This is a genomic window from Mycetocola sp. Y442, assembly GCF_056898615.1.
Window position 1 is genome coordinate 685202 of the sequence record NZ_JBXHBV010000001.1, and the last position, 21000, is coordinate 706201.

Genomic DNA, 21000 nt, shown 5'->3' on the forward strand with positions numbered 1-21000 from the left:
CACCCGGGCGGGGCGGCGCCCGCCGACCGGGCTCGCCGGCTTGCCAAAACTGGCTCCCCCAACCCGGTCTCGGCGGGGTTAGCGAGCCGCTTGTGGCAAACGGATGTTGCGGTTGACACTCGCGAGAACCCCGACGAGGATCAGGCCGACTTCTCCTGGCGACGCTGCTTGTGAGGCACAATCGTCGGCGCCGCGTTCTCGAGAACGGACTCGCGAGTGATGATCACCCGCGCCACCTCCTCGGTGGACGGAACCTCGAACATGACGGGGCCGAGCACCTCTTCGAGAATCGCTCGGAGCCCTCTGGCACCGGTCTTGCGCAGCACGGCGAGGTCAGCGATTGCCTCGAGGGCGCTTCGCTCGAACTCGAGCTCGACGCCATCGATCTCGAACATGCGCTGGTACTGCCGGACGAGAGCGTTCTTGGGCACTGTCAGGATCTGCATCAGCGCGTCCTGATCGAGCGGCGTGACGGTCGTGACGACCGGCAGACGGCCGATGAACTCAGGAATGAGCCCGAACTTGTGCAGGTCTTCGGGGAGAACCTCGCTGAACAGGTTCATGTCGTCGCCCTTGGAGTGCAGGGGGGCGCCGAAACCGATGCCCTTCTTCCCTGCTCGTGACGAGATGATCTCCTCGAGTCCGGCGAACGCTCCAGCGACGATGAACAACACGTTCGTGGTGTCGATCTGGATGAACTCCTGGTGCGGGTGCTTGCGGCCGCCCTGCGGCGGAACCGAAGCGACGGTACCCTCGAGGATCTTCAGCAGAGCCTGCTGAACGCCCTCGCCCGATACGTCGCGGGTGATCGACGGGTTCTCGGCCTTGCGGGCGATCTTGTCGACCTCGTCGATGTAGATGATGCCGGTCTCGGCGCGCTTGACGTCGTAGTCGGCGGCCTGGATGAGCTTGAGGAGGATGTTCTCGACATCTTCACCGACGTACCCGGCCTCGGTCAGCGCTGTGGCATCGGCGACGGCGAACGGCACGTTGAGCCGCTTTGCCAGGGTCTGCGCGAGGTACGTCTTGCCGCAGCCGGTCGGGCCGATGAGCAGGATGTTGCTCTTCGCGATCTCGATGTCGTCATTGATCGAGTCGGCGCTGGTGAGCGTGGACCGAGCCCGTGTGCGCTTGTAGTGGTTGTACACCGCGACACTCAGCGCCTTCTTGGCCGGCTCCTGCCCGATGACGTACTCCTCGAGGAAGTTGAAGATCTCGCGGGGCTTCGGCAGTTCGAACTCCGTCGCCGCGACCTCGCCTGCCTCCGCGAGACGCTCTTCGATGATCTCGTTGCAGAGCTCGACACACTCGTCGCAGATGTAGACGCCTGGCCCAGCAATGAGCTGCTGTACCTGCTTCTGGCTCTTGCCACAGAAGGAGCACTTGAGCAGGTCGGCGCTCTCACCGATTCGTGCCATCAGCTTTTCTCCTCTTCTGGCTATCCGGTACTCGAGCCTAACCCGAACATATGACATCGGGGTGTATCCGGCGCGCGGTGGGTCACAATCGTGACTCCCCGCAGACCGAAGAAGGTGGGATCCAATGGTGTTCCATGGATCCCACCTTCGTGGTTGATCGGTGTTACGCGCCCTTGACGAGAGCCGGCAGGCTCTTGCGGCTCGTGAGCACCTGGTCGATGAGACCGTACTCGAGCGCCTCGGCGGCCGAGAGGATCTTGTCGCGGTCGATGTCCTTGTTGACCTGCTCGACCGAGCGGTTCGAGAGCTGCGACAGCGTCTCCTCGAGCCAGACCCGCATGCGGAGGATCTCCGCGGCCTGGATCTCGATGTCGGATGCCTGCCCCTGGCCCGCCTGGCCGACAGCCGGCTGGTGGATGAGGATGCGGGCGTTCGGCAGCGCGAGTCGCTTGCCCGGCGTACCGGCAGCGGTGAGCACGGCGGCAGCTGACGCGGCCTGGCCGAGCACGACAGTCTGCACGTGCGGGCGGATGTACTGCATGGTGTCGTAGATCGCCGTCATCGCGGTGAAGGAACCACCGGGTGAGTTGATGTACATGACGATGTCGCGGTCAGGGTCCATGCTCTCGAGCACGAGCAGCTGGGCCATGACGTCATCCGCCGATGCGTCGTCGATCTGGACGCCGAGGAAGATGATGCGATCCTCGAAGAGCTTCGCATACGGGTCCTGGCGCTTGTAGCCGTATGCCGTGCGCTCCTCGAAGCTGGGGAGGATGTAGCGCGAGTTCGGCATCGCTGCCGCCTGCTGCGGAAGATTGCCCGCTGCGCGGAATGTAGGGGTGTCCATAGTTTTTCCTTTGTCTCTCTGCGCTTAGCTCGCCTCGGTGCCGCCGCCGCCGGCGACGTCCGTTGCTGATTCGCGGATGTGATCGACGAAACCGTACTCGAGGGCTTCCTGTGCCGTGAACCAGCGGTCACGGTCACCGTCGGCGTTGATCTGCTCGACGGTCTTGCCGGTCTGCGCTGCGGTGATTTCAGCGAGGCGCTTCTTCATGTCGAGGATGAGCTGAGCCTGCGTCTGGATGTCGCTCGCGGTTCCACCGAAGCCGCCGTGCGGCTGGTGCAGGAGCACGCGGGCGTTCGGCGTGATGTAGCGCTTGCCCTTGGTTCCGGCCGTCAGGAGAAGCTGTCCCATCGATGCCGCCATGCCGATACCGACAGTGACGATGTCATTGGGGACGAACTGCATGGTGTCGTAGATCGCCATGCCTGCGGTGATGGAACCACCGGGTGAGTTGATGTAGAGGTAAATGTCACGCTTGGAGTCTTCAGCCGCGAGCAGCAACAGCTTCGCAGCGATCTCATTGGCGTTCTCATCGCGTACTTCTGCGCCGAGCCAGATGATGCGATCCTTCAGCAGTCGGTCAAAAACACTGTTCGGCAGTGCCAGTTCGGCCATGTCGCGCTCCATTTCAGTTGTTGCGTGTAATCGAATCTATCGGAGGTGCAAAGCCACTTCTGCCCTGTTCGCCGTGGGCAGATATCCCGCGGGGCTCGGCCCCGCACACAGCGCACTTACGACAAAACGACGAATGCCCCGGAAAAAGTTCCGGGGCATCCGTCGTTATCGCACGGCGATACTACTTCTTGGCCTTCTTCGCCTTCTTGGCCGGAGCCTCTTCGGTCTCAGCGGCTGCGTCAGCGTCAGCTTCGACAGCGTCTGCCTCAACAGCGTCGTCGGCGTCGGTCTCGTCAGCGGGAGCGTCGTCTCCATCGGTCGGGATGAACCCGGTGAGGTCAACGGGCTTTCCAGCGGTGTCGACGACCTTGGTCTTGCCGAGGACAACAGCGAGGGCCTTGTTACGGGCGACCTCTCCGACCATGGCCGGGATCTGGTTGTTCTCGTCGAGGACCTTGATGAACTCGCCAGGCTCCATGCCGTACTGAGCGGCACCCTGGATGAGGTACTGGGTGAGCTCGTCCTGGCTGACCTGGACCTTCTCGGCCTCTGCGATGGTGTCGAGGAGCATCTGCTGCTTGAACGTTGCCTCGCTCGAGGTCTTGACCTCTGCGCGGTGCTCGTCGTCTTCGAGTCGGCCTTCGCCCTCGAGGTGACGGTGAACCTCGTCTTCGACGAGCTTCTCCGGAACGGGGATCTCAACCATTTCGACGAGCTTCTCGAGCAGCTTGGTGCGTGCCTCGGTGCCCTGGCCGAACGCCTTCTGGCGAGCCGCCTGCTCCTTGAGGCTCTCGGTCAGCTCGGCGATGGTGTCGAACTCGCTCGCGATCTGTGCGAAGTCGTCGTCGGCTGCAGGAAGCTCGCGCTCCTTGACGGCTCCAACGGTGACGGTGATCTCAGCAGTCTCGCCCTCGTGGTCTCCACCGAGCAGCGGAGCGCTGAACGTGGTGACCTCGCCGGCGGTGAGTGACTCGAGAACCTCGTCGATGCCCTCGATGAGGTCACCAGAACCGACCTCGTATGAGATGCCTGAAGCGGTGTCGACCTCTTCGCCGTTGATCGTTGCAACGAGGTCGATCTGCACGAAGTCGCCGGTTGCCGCTGGGCGGTCAACGGTGACGAGCGTGCCGAACCGGGTGCGGAGCTTGTCGAGTTCTTCCTCAACGTCCTTGTCGGTGACCTCGGCCTCGTCGACCTCGATGGTGATGTCGTCGTATGCCGGGAGGGTGATCTCGGGACGAACGTCAACCTCGATGGCGAGCTTCAGGTCTCCGGAGAAGTCCTTGTCGCTCGGCCACTCGACGATGTCAGCCTCTGGGCGACCAAGAGTGCGGATGCCGTGCTCTTCGATGGCGGCGCGGTAGAAACCGTCGAGGCCTTCGTTGACGGCGTGCTCGAGCACAGCGCCCTTGCCCATGCGCTGGTCGATGATTGCCGGGGGAACCTTGCCCTTGCGGAATCCGGGGATGTTGACCTGTTCGGCGATGTGGCCGTAGGCGTGGGTGATGCTCGGCTTCAGGTCTTCGGGTGTCACCGAGATGGCAACCTTGACGCGAGTGGGGCTGAGCTGTTCGACCGTGGATTTCACGTTGGTGTGTTCTCCTGTGTTGTGGATTTTTCCTCGATCTGAGGAGTTTCGGATTGTCGGGGCGACAGGATTCGAACCTGCGACCTCCCGGTCCCAAACCGGGCGCTCTACCAAGCTGAGCTACGCCCCGGTATTACTACCGGTGATGGACAAGCCAATCGATGACAAAACTCGGTTGGAAGGCCTCGGACAGTCTAATGCACGGACGGCGGGCAATCCTGTCCACCGTGCGTGTGCACACACCACCCCCAAACGTGTACTACGATATTCGAGTGCCGGTTCGCCGGCTCGGTTCTCCAAACTGAATACCGTAATTCCGGCAGAATTCCGCCGGATTCGGGGCTGTAGCTTAGTGGTAAAGCCTCTGTCTTCCAAACAGATGATGCGAGTTCGATTCTCGTCAGCCCCTCCAATTATCAGTTCCGCCCGCAAGACAAAGGCGAAGCCATGAAGATGCTCCGCCCATACGCGCTGTGGACAGCCGCCGGCGTCGTGCTCTTCGTGATTGCCGGTCTTGCACTCGCCACCGGCCGCTTCGGCTCGGGAGTTCTTCTGATGGCCGCGTCGGCCCTCTGCCTCGGCACGGGAATGGCCTCGCAGAAGCGCTGGACGAGGAAAAACCGCGCACGCCAGCGCTGAGTGAGACTCACGCCAGGGCGTCGAGTGATTCCGCGTGGTGACGAGAGTGCTCGAGATAAATCTCCGCATTCTTTCGGATGCCATCGATCTCGTCATCCGTCAGCTCCCGTCGAACCTTTCCCGGCACCCCTGCAACGAGGGAACGCGGTGGAATAACCGCGCCTGACAGAACGACCGCTCCCCCGGCGATCAGACACTCGTCACCGATCACCGCTCCACTGAGCACGACGGCACCCATTCCAACGAGCACCGTGTCTCCGATCGTGCAGCCGTGCACGACGGCATTGTGACCGACCGAAACACCCTTTCCGATCGAGACGGGCGATGCTGAGTCCACGTGAACGGCGACCCCGTCCTGGATGTTGCTTCCCTCGCCGACCTCGATCGACGCTGAGTCCCCGCGGAGAACCGCGTTGTACCAGACGCTCGACGCCCTCCCGAGCGTGACGTTACCGACGATGCGCGCACCGGGCGCGATGAAGGCCGTGTCGTCGATCGTCGGACCCTCGATACCGGTGAGCCGGAGGACTGTTGCGCTGCTGTCACTCGTCATGGGGTCACCCTATCGCTCCGGATTTCCTCGACATGGGCAGTTCTGTCCACCGATCGCAAATGTACCCACTCATCACGGCAGCCTCTGCCACAATCGGGCCATGTCTTCGACTCAGGGCCATGTGCCCCAGCCGCACGCTTCGACTGAGCCCACTGTCCCGGGTGGAGGACCGAACGGCCGACCACCGGTGTGGCCGCAGCGCGCTGAATACCTGACGGACAGCTCTCGGTGCCCGTCCTGCTTCACCGCTCTCTCGGCATCCACCCCGGTGCCGGCAGGTTCCGCCGGTCCCGTGTGCCACGTGTGCGGTCTCGACCTCTCGGGCCCTGACGCCGCTGGCGTGCTCGAAGCCGGCACAGCTGTTCGGGCCGCTGAGTCGAAACGGCAGCACCTTCTCGATCGCATGCGCGCCACCCAGGCTGAGCGCGAGGCGCTTCGGCTCGCGGCGAGCGCGCCCGTGCCGCAGCTGGCACAGGTGGCACAGCAGCAGCCAGTTACCGTCGGGCGATACCCCGGTGAGCACTTCCTGGGAGCGCAGTCCCCCGCCGCGTCGGGTCCGTCCGCACCCGCGACAGAACCAGCTTCCCTGAGCGCGCTGCACGCGCAACTGCCGCCACAGGGTTTCCCACCGGCAGCGGGAGGGGCAGCGGCCGATGACCGACCGCGGCGTTCGGGCATCCAGATCCTCATGCTGACGGTTGGCGTCATCCTCGTCTCGATCATGGCGATCTTCTTCGTCCTTCTCGCCTACCTGGTCGCGAGCCTCGAGGTCCGGTCGGTATTGACCGGAGCTGCAAGCATCGCCGTCTTCGGCATTGCCTGGCTGCTGCACCGGCGGAGGCTCTCGGGTACAGCGCAGGGCATCGCCGTGCTCGCCATCGTGCTCCTCCTGCTCGACATCTGGATCGTCCGCGCCAACGACCTGTTCGGCTCGGCAACGCTCGACGGTTGGTTATACACGGGCATCGCAACCGGCCTGCTGGCTGTTGCACTCACCGCGGGATTCCGGATGCTGCCGCTCCGATCGCTGAGCATCTCCGCGGCGCTGCTCGGGCCGGTCGCCGTCTTCGCGCTCACCATCGGCATTCTCAACACGGTCGACGCCGTCGAGCACAGCTGGGCGGCGTTTGCGGCCGTGGGCGCTGCCGCCCTCGCCTGGCGCTGGGTTCCACTCGGCCAGCTCGAGCGCGGCCTGGTGCGGGCGCTCGGCTTCCTGGCGGCCGGGCTGGCGATCCTCCCTGCGTCGATCGCGTTCCCCGACCTTCGGGGTGGCGCCGTCATCGCCCTCGCTGTCATCGCGATCATCTGGTTCGGACATCTCGCACTGTCCGAGTTCCGGGTCGTCACGGCGCCGCCGCCTGGCGCTGACCCGGCAGGTGCTGACGCGATCGGCGTCCACGTGGCAACCGGAGCCCCGGTCGGCCAGGAACCGATCGGGGACGCGCCCGGTTCAGAGCAGCCGTCTTCCCCGCCGCGTCCCGGCGTCACCACATCGCTCCGCAGCACCCCGTGGCAGGTCATCGCAGCGATCGGACTCGGCGTGAGCGTCGCGGCAGTTGGTCCTGCTCTCCTGTTCGACGCGAACACCCCCACCGACCTGTTCTGGCTTCCCGCGACCGCGACAGCGCTCGGTGCCGTCGTTCTCGCCACTGCCGCCCGCCTCGGTCGCGCATCGGACAGCGCACAGCTCATGCGGCTCGCAACGGCTGTCCCCCTGGCCACGACAGCTCTCGCGGCTGCACCCGCCGCTCTCAGTGCGCTCATCCAGCTCGTCTCTGTCCTCGCCGTCCGGCCGTTCAGCCTCGACGTTATCGACCCCATCGCGCGCTTCCTGTCCGGGACCGACTGGGCGGTACCGGTCGCACTCATCGCGGTATCGCTGCTCACGGCATCCGCTCTCGCCCTCATCGGCCGCCTGTCCAGCATCGGCTGGGCATCCGCGGCCCTCGGCGCCATCGGCCTGCTGTCTGTGTGCGTCACCCTGGCCACACCGGCGCTCAGCGGGCCGGGTCTCCTCGTCGTCACCGCGGCGGCGCTTGTCGCGACGGCGTCACGGCGACTTGCCTGGCCATACCGGCTCGTCGCGGCGATCACCTCGGCTCTCGGCGCCTTCGGGGTGTTCGCTGTCGGCCTCACGAGTACCGTTTCGTTCCCCTTCGCTGTGCTCGTGACGCTGGCTGTCCTTGTAGTGCTCCACCGGATCGTTCAGCACGCGGCCCCGCAGACCCTGGCCTACGCCACAACACCGGCCATCGTCGCCAGCGCGCTCGTGGTCCTGCTCGGCAGCGTCCTGCTCGTTCCCTCCTGGTATCAGGCGGTAACGGGAGTCACCAGTGGGCAGGCCGCTCCCGCCCTGGCCCTGGCCGTGTGCTCCGCTGTGATCCTGCTGATGGTGCCATTCACCCGCGGATTCTTCACCCGCGCAGAGTCTGCCGTGGCTGTGACCATCAGCGCATTCGGCATGCTCGGCGGACTCTTCTTCCTCGCCTCGCGCGTGTCCGTCGACTCGACCGGCTTCCTCATCGCTTCAGGGATCGCCGCTGCCGTCACCATTCTCTGGCAGTTCCCGCGTGGCATCGCTACCTGGCCGGAGCGGTATATGACCGCCGCTGCGGCCCCCCTCGTCAGCCTGTGGTTCGTTTCTGTCCTGTGGGACCGGATCGATGACACGGTGATACCGGTGGCCGTGTCCGCGGCCATCGTCATTCTCGCCGCTGGCGCACTCGCGATCTTCCGCCCGACGCATAACTCATGGGGACCACATCCCGCCGGTGTACTGACAGACCCGCCGCAGATCGCCCGGCTGTGTTGGGATGTCACGCTCATCCTCACCGCGGTCCCTGTCGTCGCACTCGCCGTCGGCAGCGAGAGGCTCGGCTGGCTCGCGCTCCTTCTGCTCGCGGTCGCTGCAGTGATCGTCGCGAGTGGCGAAGGTGGCGTCTTCGCCGGTCGTTCGCTCCGCCGCCACGTGGCGTGGGCCGGCCTCCCGCTCGCTGTCGGATCGCTGTGGCTCGGCCTCGCGCGGAACGACGTGGACGTCGTTGAGTTCTACACCCTGCCGGTCTCGGGTCTCCTGCTCGCGATCCTGGCCCTCATCGTTATCCGTCGAGAGCCGCCCACCGCCCGCGTCAGCTCACCCAGGACTGTCCTTCTCGGTGCGGCGCTCGCCGTTGCACTGCTCCCGAGCGCCGCAGCCTCTGGCATCGATGAGCCCGTCCGCATGACCATCGCCCTTGGCGCCGCCATCGTGTTGCTTCTCGCCGGTCCATTCCTGCCGCCTGTCTGGCACGCGACCCGCGTTGCAATCGTGGTGTGGCTCACCGGCGTGGTTACGATGCTGCTCCTCACCCTCGTTCTCCCGATCTTCGACTCGACACGCACCGTTGCCGGATGGGAGAACGAGGTTGCCGCAGCCGGCCTGCTGGCCGGAGGGGCGCTCTGGCTGTACCGCCGCCAGGTTCCCCACATCCTGGGCACCCTCGCCGTCGCGGCAGCCCCTGTCGCCATCGCCCTCCCACTCGCGGAATCGATCCTGGCCGGAGAGGCCGAGCTCTGGAGATTCCTCCTCACGCTGCTGCTCGCCAGCGCCCTCTTCGTTGCCGCGTCTCTCGGTACCGCGCGCTCAGAGATCGTGCGGTGGACGGCGCTGGGAGCCGCGGTGGTCGTCGCAGCATCGGCTATCACCGTCGGCCTCGCGGACCCGTTCGAAACCGCGACGGTGCCGATCGCGATCGCCCTGATTGCCGTTGGCGCTGTGCGCCTGACCGCCGACCCGGCGGCCCGCTCGTGGCCGCACCTCGGTGCCGGCTTGATCCTTCTCCTGGTTCCGTCGCTGTTCGCCGATTTCGCGAGCAACGAACTGTGGCGCGTTGTTGCCCTCGGGGTTGCGGCGCTCGTCGTGTTCGGAATCGGCCTCGCTCTGAAGCTCAGTGCACCGACATTGATCGGGGCCGCCGTACTGGTCGTCCACGGCCTCGCCCAGCTCTGGCCGTGGATTTCGGGACTCTATGGCGCCATCCCCTGGTGGCTGTGGGCGGGCATCGGCGGCACAATCCTCATCGTCCTTGCGGCAACATACGAGAAACGGATTCGTGACCTTCGGGCCGTTGCCCGGAGCATCACCTCCCTGCGGTAGTGCGCTGCCGTCTCGTTCGACCGCCCGGCTGGTGTCAGGAACGCAGGTAGCGGAGTACGGCGAGAACCCGGCGATGGTCTGAGCCTGTCGCATCGAGTTCGAGCTTCGAGAAAATCGCGGTGACGTTCTTCTCGACAGCGCCGAGGCCGATGACCAGCCGGGTCGCGATGCCCTGGTTAGTGAGGCCTTCAGCCATGAGCTGGAGCACTTCGGTCTCCCGCGGCGTCAGCGAGGCGAGCGGATCCCTGCGATGAGCTAGGAGCTCACGCACCACCTCCGGATCAAGCACGGTTCCGCCCGAAGCGATGCGCAGCACCGCGTCCTTGAGTTCGTCGAGCGACGCCACCCGGTCCTTGAGGAGGTACCCGACCCCGCCCGCGGACGCACCGAGGAGTTCTTCCGCGTAGGTGGCCTCGACGTACTGGCTCAGCAGGAGGATCCCGACCCCCGGCCGCGACGCACGGATCTCGATCGCAGCCCGAACTCCCTCATCGCGGTAGGTGGGCGGCATCCGCACATCAAGGACAATGACATCCACCTCGAGAGTCCCGACGTCGGCCAGCAGGCTGCCAGCATCGCTGTACGAACCGACGGTCGTGAAGCCGGCCTCGTCGAAGAGCCGCACGAGCCCCTCGCGGAGTAACACCGAATCATCCGCCAGGGCCACGCGAATCGATGACGACGGGGCGCTGTTCTCGGTCACGAGAGAAGCATACGACCGCGATCATCCATCGATAATGGGGACGGATGCGCTCACGCGCGTGCCATTACCCGCTGTGCTGTCGATCCACAGCGTCCCCCGCAACCCGGTGAGGCGATCGCGGAGTCCGCTCAGCCCGTGACCGTCGTCGAACCTGGCACCTCCCACCCCGTCGTCGGCGACGACAAGCTGCAGCCGGTAACCGGCGTGCGGCGTGCCGGTCGTGCCGATCTCGACGCTGATCGCCGTCGCCCCGGAGTGTTTGGACGCGTTGGTCACCAGTTCCGCAATCACGAAGTAGGCGTTCCTTTCAATCTCTGCGGGCAGGCGGGTACCGGCCTCGAGGGTGCTCCTCACCCTGACCGGGATGGGGCTCACCGCGGCGAACGACTCGACGGCGCTCACGAGCCCACGATCGGCGAGGATCGGCGGGGCAAACCCCCTGGACAGCGCGCGGAGTTCCTCGAGGGAGGATTGAGCCTGCTCACGCGCTTCGGCGATCAGCGCCCGCGCTGCCGCCGGGTCGTCCTCCAGCCTCCGTTCGGCCGCAGCGAGGTCCATCTGGAGTCGAACCAGCCGTTGTTGCGGCCCGTCGTGGATATCGCGTTCGAGACGCCGTACGGACTGGTCCTCCGCCGACACGGCGGCACCCCGTGAGGCGGCGAGCGCCGCTACCTCGGTTCTGAGGTCGTCGCTCGGCCACCGAGACAGCATCCCCCGGGCAATCAGGTCGTGAAGGCTCACCATTCCCCTGGTGACGAAGGGCAGCGTCGCGAGAAACAGCAGGCCGGCAATGAAGACGAGGATGCCGTCAGCAACGTCGGCATCGACGGGGAGTTCCCGGCCTCCCGTGAAGAACCGGTAGATGACACCGCTCAGCCAGAACTGCGAATCCCCCTCAGGAATGAACGAGTTCCAGAACCAGTACGAGATCCCGCCGAGCCCTGACGCGAGCCAGCTGAAAGCCAGCGACCAGGAGAACACCCCGACCACGAAGCCGACGAACCCGGTATGCAGCAGGTACATCCAGTAATGCCCGTCGGCGAGTGGGCCGAGAGCCGTGCGCCAGAAACCGGGGCGCTCGCCGGGCGCTCGCCACACCGGACGCCGGATCGGCTTCCTTCCCGCCGCTTCAAGCCTGACCAGTTCCAGGGTGCCGAACGCACGCGCAACGTAGAGAGCACCAACGACGAGAAACAGTCCGATCGCAACCGCGAGCAGTCCCAGCCCCGCGGAGAAAAGCACGGTAACGGCCACGAACCCGACCACGACGACGGGGAGCGTTGGCAGAAGGAAGCCGAGCTCCCGGGGAACGCCCCGCCAGAGCGCCCCGTAGCCCTTCGCCGGGACTTTGGCCTGGCCCGCGTCGCCCGCCATGGGATCAAGGGTGCCAGAATTCCGATCGCCCTGGCGGATGTCCCCTGGCGAGGTTTGCTCAATGGACATGCTGCGTCCCTTCCGTTTCGCGCGGCCCGAAGCCGTCCCGTGCTCTCTCGCGGGGAGTGTCCCCGCGAGAGGTCTCCCCGTCGGTCCTGTCAACTCCGGATGCCCCCGAGCCGTCGTCATGACGCGGCGGGGTTCCTGCCCGCTCTCCCGGCTTCACCACGACGAACTGGCCCATCATCCCGCTGTCCTCATGCGCGAGCAGGTGGCAGTGATACATGTACGGCAGGTCAGGATCCGAATAGTCCTCGAACCGGAGGGTGAGCCGGTATTCCACCTCCGGTTCGAGGTAGATCGTGTCCTTCCACCCGCCCAGCTCCTGACCCGGTGGCTCACCGCCAACCGACTCCACCTGGAACTGCACGTCGTGAATGTGGAAGTTGTGCGGCATGCCCATACCGTTCGTGACCAGCCAGGACTCGGTGCTGCCGAGCGTGACGACCTCGTCGATGCGACCCATGTCCATCGGCTGGTTGTTGATCGTGAAACCGTTGAGTTCGAAGGTGCGCGTTGCCCGGGCATCCGTCGGTCTCAGTTCTTCGATCGCCGCAAGAGTGTCCGGCACGGCGGGCAACGGCTCGAGCGATGTGCCCGCTCGCAGTTCCAGGACGTCGAACCTGTCGGCGCCGCCGTTCCCCGACGCGGTTACCGCGGGCATGCTGAGGTCCGGCGCCCTCGAGCGCAGGATCACTCTCTCGCCAGGGGTCATCGTCACGACAATTTCTGCACGCTCACCCGGTGAGAGGCGGATGCCGTCGGTCACGAACGGTTCGCCGAGGAGGCCGCCATCGGAGGCGATCATTGCGAACTCCCGTTCGTCGCTGAGGCCGAAGTTATAGGTGCGGGCCGTCGACGCGTTGACGAGCCGAAGGCGCACCTGTGTCGTGGACACGTCAAGGTATGGTGCGAGGGTTCCGTTCACGAGCAGGTCTGGTCCGAGCGCACCGACGAACGCGTCGCCTCCGCCGCTCGCCGCATCATCGCCGCCGAGCGTCGCGTCCTGGACGATCACGGGAACGTCGTCGACCCCGTACCGGCTCGGCAGGGAAAGTCGGCGCTGTTCATCGTCGTTGACCAGGAACAGTCCAGCGAGGCCCCTCGCCACCTGGCCTTCAGTCTCGCCGTGGGGGTGCGGGTGGTACCAGAGCGTCGCAGCGGGCTGGTCGATCATCCAGCCGGGTGAGGTGCGGGCGCCGGGGGCGATCAGCTGGTGCGGCCCACCGTCAACTCCCGGAGGCACGTGCATTCCGTGCCAGTGCACGGTTGTCGCCTCCGGCAGCGAGTTGCTGACGTCGACCCTGACCCGCTCACCCCGGTCGGCCATCAGGGTGGGGCCGAGGTACGCGCCGTTGTAGCCGAGGGTCTCGGTACGGACTCCCGCGCGAAACTCACTGGCTCCTCGCTGCGGGTTGAGGCTGAACACGCGCGTGCCGTCGGGGTCGACCGTCGACGGCGCAGGGGCAGGGATGGCGAGAGGGTTCTCGAATTTGACGGCGCCAACGGTGTCGACCGGACTCGCCGAACCCAGGCCGTTCATGAGGGAACCGACACCGACCAGCGCCCCGCAACCCCCGACGAGGAGAACGGGCACGAGGATCGCAATGACAACGAGAGGGCGCCTGCGGCGTCGGCCCCGCCCGCCAGCCAGGACGACCGGATCCGAGGCCGCTGTGAAGGCGGCGGACTGAGTGGAGGCAGAAGACGGTGAAAGCATGAACCAAGCCTCGCGAGCACAACGAACGCGCGATATCAGGGAACCACCCGGATCCGTCAGGGGGAAAACCCCCGCACCGGCGCTCTCCGCTGGAGGACCGTCGGGGCCTTCGAGAACCCAGCCCTTGCCCAGGTAAGCAGAGCCTTGTCTTGCTTGCGGAATGCCTGAGCCTGAGTACCGTTGCATCCAGAGCGCACCACTTTCAGCGCACAAGCAAAGGGGAACCCCATGGCAGAAACCACCGCAACCGTCTCACAGACCTCCGTCAGCCCCGACGTCGCCGCAGGCGTCGCCCAGTTCCTGACCCCGGTCGTTATCGACCTCACCGCCCTCGTCGTCAACGGCAAGCAGGCGCACTGGCACGTTCGGGGAGCGAACTTCATCGGCGTCCACGAACTCCTCGACACGATCGTCGCGCACGCGCAGGATTGGGCAGACAGCGCAGCAGAGCGCATCGTCGCACTCGGCCTTCCGGTCGACGCACGCCTGTCCACCGTCGCTGCCAAGACCACGACCGGTGAACTGACCGCTGGTTTCCAGCAGTCAGAGACCACCATCGCCGAATTCGTCGCGCAGATCGACGCCACGCTCACCACGGTGAAGACAGCGGTTGACGAGCTCGACGCGATCGACCTCACCAGCCAGGACATCGCCGTCGAGGTGTCCCGCGGCCTTGAAAAGGACCGCTGGTTCCTCGTCGCCCACGTCGCCAAGTAGCACTGGTTCCCCGCTCTCTTCGAAAGAGGGTCGCCTTCGGGCGGCCCTCTTTTTTGATGCGCGGGCGGGTACAGCCGGATGGGTTCTAGATCACGGAGTGCGTGAACCGGCCGTTGAGGATCGTCGCAGCGACCGGCATCCGCCTCAATTCCTCCGGCGTTGACGTGAGCGGGTTCCTGTCGACGATCGCGAGGTCAGCGACCCGCCCGGCAGCTACCGCCTCATTCGGCGTGCGGGTCGTCGCCGCGAGCGCCTCGGCGACACCGATCGACTGTTCCGGATGCCACGGCTCGCGGTCGTCCCTCGATCGACCCACCGCGGCAGAAATGGCGACCCACGGATCGAGTGGCGCGACGGGCGCATCAGAACCGAGGGCGATTCTCGCCCCCTGGTCGAGCAGGGCACGGAGGACAAAGGCGCGGCGCGTGCGTCCAGGCCACAGCTTCTCCGCAGCGTCGCGGTCGTCCATGGCGTGCTCGGGCTGAACACTCGCAGTGACGTCGAGCTCGGCGAACCTCGCAACATCGGTGTCGCGAAGCAGTTGAGCGTGTTCGATCGAGCCTGTCGCCCCCGTCGCGGCAAAGGCGTCGAGCGCGAGCGAATTGGCGCGGTCGCCGATCGCGTGAATCGCGCTGTGCAGTCCGCCGGCCGTTGCGCGACGCATCAGCTCGGTGAGTTCGGCTTCGGGCACCGTGAGCACACCGTGTGCGTCTGATCGACCAGCGAGTCCGTCGTAGTGATCGTCGCAGTACGCGGTCCTCGTGTTCAGGGATCCGTCGGTGATGACCTTGAGCGAGCCGACCTCGACGAGGCCGTGGGTGTGCGGCACGATCTGGCCGGTCGCGAGCCGCTCCGCGAGCGCACGGTCGAGGTCGCCGGGATAGATACCGAACCGCACCCGGAGCGCGGTTGCCCCGGCCTGGGCTCGACGTCTCCACACCTCGAGGTTCCACGCCATTTCGAAGTCGACCACGCCGACCACTCCGCGTGCAGCCGCCGCGGCCGCCGCATCTCGTGCCCACCCATCGACGACGCCGTCGTCTGCGCCGAGCCCCTGGCTCACCGCGAAAGCGTCTTCCTCGCGCAGCAGACCTGTCGGGTGACCCGCATGCCCGAACTGCGCGAGGGCGGCGCTGTTGAGCCAGACACCGTGCAGGTCTGCACCGATCAGTACAACCCTCCGCCCCCGGGAGATCCGGTCGAACGCATCGAGGTCCGCGGCATCCGGCCACATCGCGTCACGGAATCCGGTGCCGACAAGGATATCGTCCGGGTGCACCCTCGGCACGGCAGCGGCAACGTAGTCGTGAACGAGGTCGAGCACCGATGCGGCCGAGACGCTCGCCGTCAGGTCGAGCCGCCGGGAGGCGAGGGCCACCTGCGTGAAGTGAACGTGGTGATCCCAGAGGCCGGGCAGCACCCATCGGCCATCGAGATCAGTGGCTTCTCCCTCCGGGGCCAGTGAACCGGCAGGACGGATGTCGACGATCCGGGCGTCTTCGAGCAGAATGTCGACACCAGCGCGGTCGGAGCCGACGACACGCGCGTTTCTGAGGGTCGAGCGGATGCCTGAGCCGGGACTGGTTGCGCTCAGCCGGAATTCACTCATCGCGCCCTCCTCGGGTGGGCCATATCGCCGCCGGTCACCGCTGGCAGTTGGGGCACCAGTACAGCTTTCGGGCACCCATCTCTTCGAGAACGATGTTCGTCCCGCAGACCCGGCACGGCAGGCCCTCGCGCTTGTAGACCCAGTGGCGATCGTCGCGACTCGCCATCGCCTTGCGATAGTCCTCGCCCCGGAGGTCGTCCATCGTCATCATCTGGCCGGTCTCCACCCCGATGGGCAGGAGCCTTGCCCAGTCCTGCCAGAGCCCGCGGACGAGTTCCTCGGGAATCAGCTTGCCCGGCGTGTGCGGGTTGATCCGCGAACGGAAGAGCAGCTCAGCGCGGTAGACGTTTCCGATCCCGGAGACGACGGACTGGTCCATCAGGAGCAGGCCGATCGGTGTGGGCTTCTTGCGTACAACAGCGGTGAACCTGTCCTCCGCGGCCTGGCTGGGGTCGAGGAGCGGGTCAGGGCCGAGCTTCGCAATCACGGCGTTCACCCGTTCGCTGTCGAGGATCTCGCAGGCGGTCGGACCGCGCAGGTCGGCGACGGCGTGCTCCGTCAGCAGGCGGAGCCGAACCGCGCCGACGGGCGGAGGGGGGAACGTGTCCCATTCCTCGCCCGACAGGCCTTTGGTCTGCTCAGACATGCGCACGCGGGTCTTTCTCGGCGCACCGATCGAGTGCAGCGAATTCTCTCCGGCCTCGTCGAGGATCACCGCGGCGAGGTCGGTACCGTGCTGGTTCGTCTGGCCCATCCTGCCGTTGGCGCTCGCGATGGTGGCGTCGGAAGTGATCTCTCCGGCGAAGTCCCATGCGCCGTACATGCCGAGGTGGACGCGCAGCCAGAGCTCGTCATCGAAGTCGAGGAACATCTGCTTGCCGACGGCTTTAACGTCGACGAGCGTGCGGCCGGACAGGATCGCGGCGCCATCGGCGAACCTGCCCTGCGGGCTCGACGCCGTGACCTGATGTCCCTGGAAGTTGGAGCGGAACTGCCTGGCGATGCGATGAACGGAATGACCCTCTGGCACGCTAACCCCGCTCGGACGATCCGGCGTCGACGCCCTTGCCGGCGATCGTCCCCGTGGTCTCGTACTCGGCGATCTGCGCGATGCGCCGGACATGGCGCTCATCGCCTGAGAACGGTTCGGCGACAAATGCGTCGATAAACGTCTTCACCTCATCGAACGAGTGCTGACGCGCACCGATCGAGATCACGTTGGCGTCATTGTGTTCGCGTGCGAGCTTCGCTGTGCTCTCGTTCCAGACGAGGGCAGCACGGATGCCGCGCACCTTGTTCGCGGCGATCTGCTCACCGTTGCCTGAGCCACCGAACACCACACCGAGAGCCTCGACACCGGCCTCACGGTCGCGCAGCACTCCGAGCGCGGCGTTGATGCAGAACGCCGGGTAGTCGTCGAGGGCGTCATACTCGGTCGGCCCATGATCGACGACCTCGTGTCCGCTGCCTGCGAGATATTCCTGCAGGTCGGTGCTGAAGTCGAGGCCGGCATGATCGGTGGCGATATGGATGCGCATGGTTCCATTCTGCCGTCCCCGACCGGCGTCCGCGCGACTCGCGCGGCCCGATCAGTTGAAGATCGGTCCGACGGTCCGGCTGCGCTTGAGTTCGAAGAAACCGGGGTACGACGCCACAGCAACGACGCCGTCCCACAACCGGACCGCCTCCTCGCCCACTGGCGCCGGCGAAATCACCGGTCCGAAGAACGCCGTGCCGTTGACAGCGATGACCGGCGTTCCGACATCCTGGCCGACCCGTTCGATGCCGTCGAAGTGACTGGCACGCATCTGGGCGTCGTAGCTGTCGCTCTCGGAGTGCTCCGCGAATTCCGGCGGAAGGCCGACCTCGGCCAGCGCCTGCGAGATCACCGTGTCGGGGTCGGTCGAACCGCCGGGGTGAATCTGGGTTCCGAGGGCGTCGTAGAGGGGCTTCACGATGGCCTGACCGAATTCTTCCTTCGCCGCGGTGACGAGGCGGGTATACCGAAGCGCTCGGGGGAAGAAAGCGCGGTACTCATCCGACACCTCCTGGTTCTCGTTGAGCACGGCGAGGCTCATCACGTGCCACGTCACCTCGAGGTTGCGGTGTCTCGCGACCTCGTCGATCCACCTCGATGTCATCCACGCCCACGGGCAGGACGGGTCGAACCAGAAATCAACAGCGGTCGGGGTAGCGGTCGGGGTATCGGTGCTCATTCCCACAGCCAACCACGGAATTCGCTCGCGAGTGACCGCCTCAGCCCATTGGGAGCGGAAGGCGGAGCACTACGCTGGAATCTCGGACACGATCCGCACCGATCGACAGCCACACCCTAAGGAGTCCCCGTTGCCCGGAGAAAACCTCACCCGCGCCGAAGCACAGGAACGAGCCTCGCTCGTCTCTCCCTCGAGCTACCAGATCGCCCTTGACCTCACCACCGGCCCAGAGACCTTCCGGTCGACGACGACGGTCCGGTTCAGCGCAACACCGGGCGCTTCGACCTTCATCGACGCCATCACGCGCACCGTGCACTCGGTGACCCTCAACGGCGTTGCCCTCGACCCGGCGGCTATCAGCGACGGCATCCGCATCGCCCTGGACAACCTGCAGGCTGACAACGAGCTCATCGTCGACGCCGACATGATCTACATGAACACCGGTGAGGGCCTGCACCGTTTCGTCGACCCCGTCGACGACGAGGTCTACCTCTACAGCCAGTTCGAGGTCCCGGACTCACGCCGCATGTACGCGGTCTTCGAGCAGCCGGACCTCAAGGCGACGTTCCGGTTCACCGTGACTGCTCCCGCCCACTGGGACGTCATCTCCAACTCCCCCACCCCTGAGCCCGTCGATGCAGGCGAGAACAGCAAGACCTGGGCGTTCGAGCCGACGCAGCGGATGTCGAGCTACATCACCGCGATCATCGCGGGGCCGTACGTCGCTGTGCGCAGTGAGCTGACGTCGAGTGACGGACGCACGATTCCGCTCGGTGTCTTCTGCCGTCAGAGCCTGTCCGAGTATCTTGACGCTGACTACATCTTCGACAAGACCCGCCAGGGCTTCGAATACTTCGAGAAGAACTTCGACTACCCGTACCCCTTCCCCAAGTACGACCAGCTGTTCGTACCCGAGTACAACGCGGGTGCGATGGAGCACGCAGGGGCTGTCACGTTCACCGAGGCGTACGTCTTCCGCTCCAAGGTGACGGATGCCATCAAGGAACGCCGCGTCGTCACGATCCTGCACGAGCTCGCACACATGTGGTTCGGCGACCTCGTCACCATGAAGTGGTGGAACGACCTGTGGCTCAACGAGTCGTTCGCCGAGTGGGCGTCGACCATCGCTGTCGCCGAGGCCACCGAGTGGACCGGTGCCTGGACGACGTTCAACGCCATGGAGAAGAGCTGGGCGTACAAGCAGGACCAGCTGCCGTCGACCCACCCCATCGTCGCGACGATCAACGACCTCGAGGACGTTCAGGTCAACTTCGACGGCATCACGTACGCCAAGGGTGGCTCGGTTCTCAAGCAACTCGTGGCCTGGGTCGGTATCGACGCGTTCTACGCCGGCGTGGCCGCGTACTTCAAGAAGCACGAGTACGGCAACACCGAACTCGTCGACCTGCTCAGCGAACTGGAGACCGCATCGGGCCGAGACCTCACCGACTGGGGCAAGCTCTGGCTCGAGACGGCCGGCGTCAACACGCTCCGCCCGGAGATCACGGTCGACGACTCCGGAGTTATCACCGGTTTCACCGTGCTGCAGTCGGCAGTGCCTGAATACCCGACGATCCGCCCGCACCGCCTCGCCATCGGTTTCTACAACCTCGTCGACGGCAAGCTCCTCCGTGAGCACAGGATCGAACTCGACGTCGACGGTGAGCGTACCGAGGTCGCCGAACTCGTAGGCCTCAAGCGCCCCGACCTCGTGCTGCTCAACGACGACGACCTCGCCTACGCGAAGATCCGCCTCGACGACGCATCACTCGCCGTCGCGACCGAGTCACTCTCCGCGATCGAGGACCCGCTTGCACGGTCCCTCGTCTGGGCCGCTGCCTGGGACGCGACCCGCGACGCGGAAACTCCCGCTCGCGATTACGTGCGCCTCGTGCTCGGAAACATCGCGACAGAGACCGAGTCGACGACGATCCGCACGACACTCAACCAGCTCGTGCTCGCGGCGACCCAATACGTCGCACCCGAGCACAGGGAGAGCACGGTTCGGGGCGTCGGTGACGCACTGTGGGCCCTCGCCCAGGGTGCCGAAGCCGGCAGCGACGCCCAGTTCCAGTTCGTGAAGTTCTTCGCGGCTGTCGCGTCCACCGGGGAGCACTTCGACGCCATTCGCGCCCTCCGTTCGGGCGAGACCGCGCTCGACGGGCTCGAGATCGACACCGACCTCGACTGGGAGCTCCTCGCCGCGCTCACAGCGGGTGGAGTCGCCGGAAACGACGAGGTCGACGCTGCCCTGGCCGCGGACAACACGGCCAACGGTGCAAAGGCTGCCGCGCTCGCCCGCGCCGCGATCCCGACGCTCGAAGCGAAGCGTGCCGCGTGGGCATCCGTCGTCGACATCGACACCGCCCCGAACGCCATCGTGCAGTGGACCGGCATCGGCTTCCAGCGCGCTCGCGACCGGGACGTTCTCGCGTCGTTCGTTCCCGACTACTTCGAGATGCTGCAGCGCATCTGGGCATCGCGCAGCTACAAGATCGCAGAGTACCTCGCGGTTGGGCTCTACCCCGCTCCGCTCGCCAGCGCGGAACTGCGGGACGCAACGGTGGCCTGGCTCGACCAGAACGCCGAGCCGCCGGCCCTTCGACGCATCGTCGTCGAGAACCTCGCCGGTGTCGAGCGCGCGCTCAAGGCACAGGAGCGTGACGCCCGGGCGTAGCCCGAAGTTCAGGGGCGCCATGCGCACGGATGCCGTCACCCGGCCCGTGCGCGTTGCGCCCCTGTCGTTAACGACACAGCGCATTTGCCCGCCGGACCTCCAGCGTCCGCCCAGTGGCCCGACGGTAGACTT

Annotated in this window: 16 protein-coding genes and 2 tRNA genes; 5 read left to right on the top strand and 13 right to left on the bottom strand. The window is 65.8% G+C overall.

Annotated features, from left to right (window positions below; genetic code table 11):
• Positions 1 to 140 precede the first annotated feature (140 nt).
• The 5 genes from clpX to AC1X6S_RS03255 all read right to left on the bottom strand — a co-directional run bounded on the left by clpX (position 141) and on the right by AC1X6S_RS03255 (position 4595).
• Positions 141 to 1418 carry an ATP-dependent Clp protease ATP-binding subunit ClpX gene (clpX, locus tag AC1X6S_RS03235; protein WP_108391259.1) on the bottom strand — a complete coding sequence of 426 codons (1278 nt, stop codon included), beginning with the start codon at positions 1416 to 1418 and terminating at the stop codon, positions 141 to 143.
• A gap of 163 nt (positions 1419 to 1581) precedes the next feature.
• Entirely contained in the window at positions 1582 to 2265 is a 684-nt protein-coding gene (locus tag AC1X6S_RS03240) for an ATP-dependent Clp protease proteolytic subunit (RefSeq protein ID WP_108391260.1), read from the bottom strand.
• 24 nt (positions 2266 to 2289) lie between these two features.
• Positions 2290 to 2877: an ATP-dependent Clp protease proteolytic subunit gene (locus AC1X6S_RS03245; RefSeq protein WP_108391261.1), complete on the bottom strand. Its 588-nt coding sequence runs from the start codon at positions 2875 to 2877 to the stop codon at positions 2290 to 2292.
• Positions 2878 to 3058: 181 nt separating this feature from the next.
• Complete coding sequence (tig, locus tag AC1X6S_RS03250) at positions 3059 to 4465, bottom strand: trigger factor (RefSeq protein WP_483404366.1); 1407 nt, start codon at positions 4463 to 4465, stop codon at positions 3059 to 3061.
• A 56-nt stretch (positions 4466 to 4521) separates the two neighbouring features.
• Positions 4522 to 4595 (bottom strand) — tRNA-Pro (locus AC1X6S_RS03255).
• A gap of 208 nt (positions 4596 to 4803) precedes the next feature.
• Between AC1X6S_RS03255 and AC1X6S_RS03260 the strand changes: the two genes are divergently transcribed.
• Both AC1X6S_RS03260 and AC1X6S_RS03265 read left to right on the top strand, forming a co-directional pair.
• Positions 4804 to 4877 (top strand) — tRNA-Gly (locus AC1X6S_RS03260).
• A 35-nt stretch (positions 4878 to 4912) separates the two neighbouring features.
• The gene (locus AC1X6S_RS03265; protein WP_483404367.1) at positions 4913 to 5104 is read left to right on the top strand and encodes a hypothetical protein; all 192 of its coding nucleotides are present in this window, start codon (positions 4913 to 4915) and stop codon (positions 5102 to 5104) included.
• A gap of 7 nt (positions 5105 to 5111) precedes the next feature.
• Here the strand turns inward: AC1X6S_RS03265 and AC1X6S_RS03270 are convergent, their stop codons facing one another.
• Positions 5112 to 5657 carry a gamma carbonic anhydrase family protein gene (locus AC1X6S_RS03270; RefSeq protein ID WP_483404368.1) on the bottom strand — a complete coding sequence of 182 codons (546 nt, stop codon included), beginning with the start codon at positions 5655 to 5657 and terminating at the stop codon, positions 5112 to 5114.
• 301 nt (positions 5658 to 5958) lie between these two features.
• Here AC1X6S_RS03270 and AC1X6S_RS03275 point away from each other — a divergent pair, with 301 nt between their 5' ends.
• The gene (locus AC1X6S_RS03275) at positions 5959 to 9792 is read left to right on the top strand and encodes an SCO7613 C-terminal domain-containing membrane protein (RefSeq protein ID WP_483404369.1); all 3834 of its coding nucleotides are present in this window, start codon (positions 5959 to 5961) and stop codon (positions 9790 to 9792) included.
• 34 nt (positions 9793 to 9826) lie between these two features.
• Here AC1X6S_RS03275 and AC1X6S_RS03280 read toward each other — a convergent pair whose 3' ends face one another.
• Genes AC1X6S_RS03280 through AC1X6S_RS03290 form a run of 3 tightly spaced genes read right to left on the bottom strand, consistent with a single transcriptional unit; the run spans position 9827 to position 13649 of the window.
• Positions 9827 to 10495 (bottom strand): response regulator transcription factor, encoded by a 669-nt coding sequence (locus AC1X6S_RS03280; RefSeq protein ID WP_483404370.1) that lies wholly within the window; start codon positions 10493 to 10495, stop codon positions 9827 to 9829.
• A gap of 21 nt (positions 10496 to 10516) precedes the next feature.
• Complete coding sequence (locus tag AC1X6S_RS03285) at positions 10517 to 11938, bottom strand: sensor histidine kinase (protein ID WP_483404371.1); 1422 nt, start codon at positions 11936 to 11938, stop codon at positions 10517 to 10519.
• On the bottom strand, positions 11928 to 13649 hold the full coding sequence (locus tag AC1X6S_RS03290) for a multicopper oxidase family protein (protein WP_483404372.1): 1722 nt from the start codon (positions 13647 to 13649) through the stop codon (positions 11928 to 11930). Before AC1X6S_RS03290 ends, AC1X6S_RS03285 begins: the two co-directional genes overlap by 11 nt.
• Positions 13650 to 13877: 228 nt before the next feature.
• Here AC1X6S_RS03290 and AC1X6S_RS03295 point away from each other — a divergent pair, with 228 nt between their 5' ends.
• A complete protein-coding gene (locus AC1X6S_RS03295) occupies positions 13878 to 14366 on the top strand; it encodes a Dps family protein (RefSeq protein WP_483404373.1) in 489 nt (162 codons plus the stop codon).
• An 85-nt stretch (positions 14367 to 14451) separates the two neighbouring features.
• Here AC1X6S_RS03295 and AC1X6S_RS03300 read toward each other — a convergent pair whose 3' ends face one another.
• Genes AC1X6S_RS03300 through AC1X6S_RS03315 form a run of 4 tightly spaced genes read right to left on the bottom strand, consistent with a single transcriptional unit; the run spans position 14452 to position 18191 of the window.
• On the bottom strand, positions 14452 to 15975 hold the full coding sequence (locus AC1X6S_RS03300; RefSeq protein WP_483404374.1) for an amidohydrolase: 1524 nt from the start codon (positions 15973 to 15975) through the stop codon (positions 14452 to 14454).
• 34 nt (positions 15976 to 16009) lie between these two features.
• Complete coding sequence (locus tag AC1X6S_RS03305) at positions 16010 to 17005, bottom strand: Fpg/Nei family DNA glycosylase (protein WP_483404375.1); 996 nt, start codon at positions 17003 to 17005, stop codon at positions 16010 to 16012.
• Between the two features lies 1 nt (position 17006).
• Positions 17007 to 17513 (bottom strand): ribose-5-phosphate isomerase, encoded by a 507-nt coding sequence (locus tag AC1X6S_RS03310; protein ID WP_483404376.1) that lies wholly within the window; start codon positions 17511 to 17513, stop codon positions 17007 to 17009.
• Positions 17514 to 17564: 51 nt separating this feature from the next.
• Positions 17565 to 18191: a mycothiol-dependent nitroreductase Rv2466c family protein gene (locus tag AC1X6S_RS03315; protein WP_483404377.1), complete on the bottom strand. Its 627-nt coding sequence runs from the start codon at positions 18189 to 18191 to the stop codon at positions 17565 to 17567.
• A gap of 130 nt (positions 18192 to 18321) precedes the next feature.
• Here AC1X6S_RS03315 and pepN point away from each other — a divergent pair, with 130 nt between their 5' ends.
• Positions 18322 to 20868 (top strand): aminopeptidase N, encoded by a 2547-nt coding sequence (gene pepN, locus AC1X6S_RS03320; protein WP_483404378.1) that lies wholly within the window; start codon positions 18322 to 18324, stop codon positions 20866 to 20868.
• Positions 20869 to 21000: the final 132 nt, after the last annotated feature.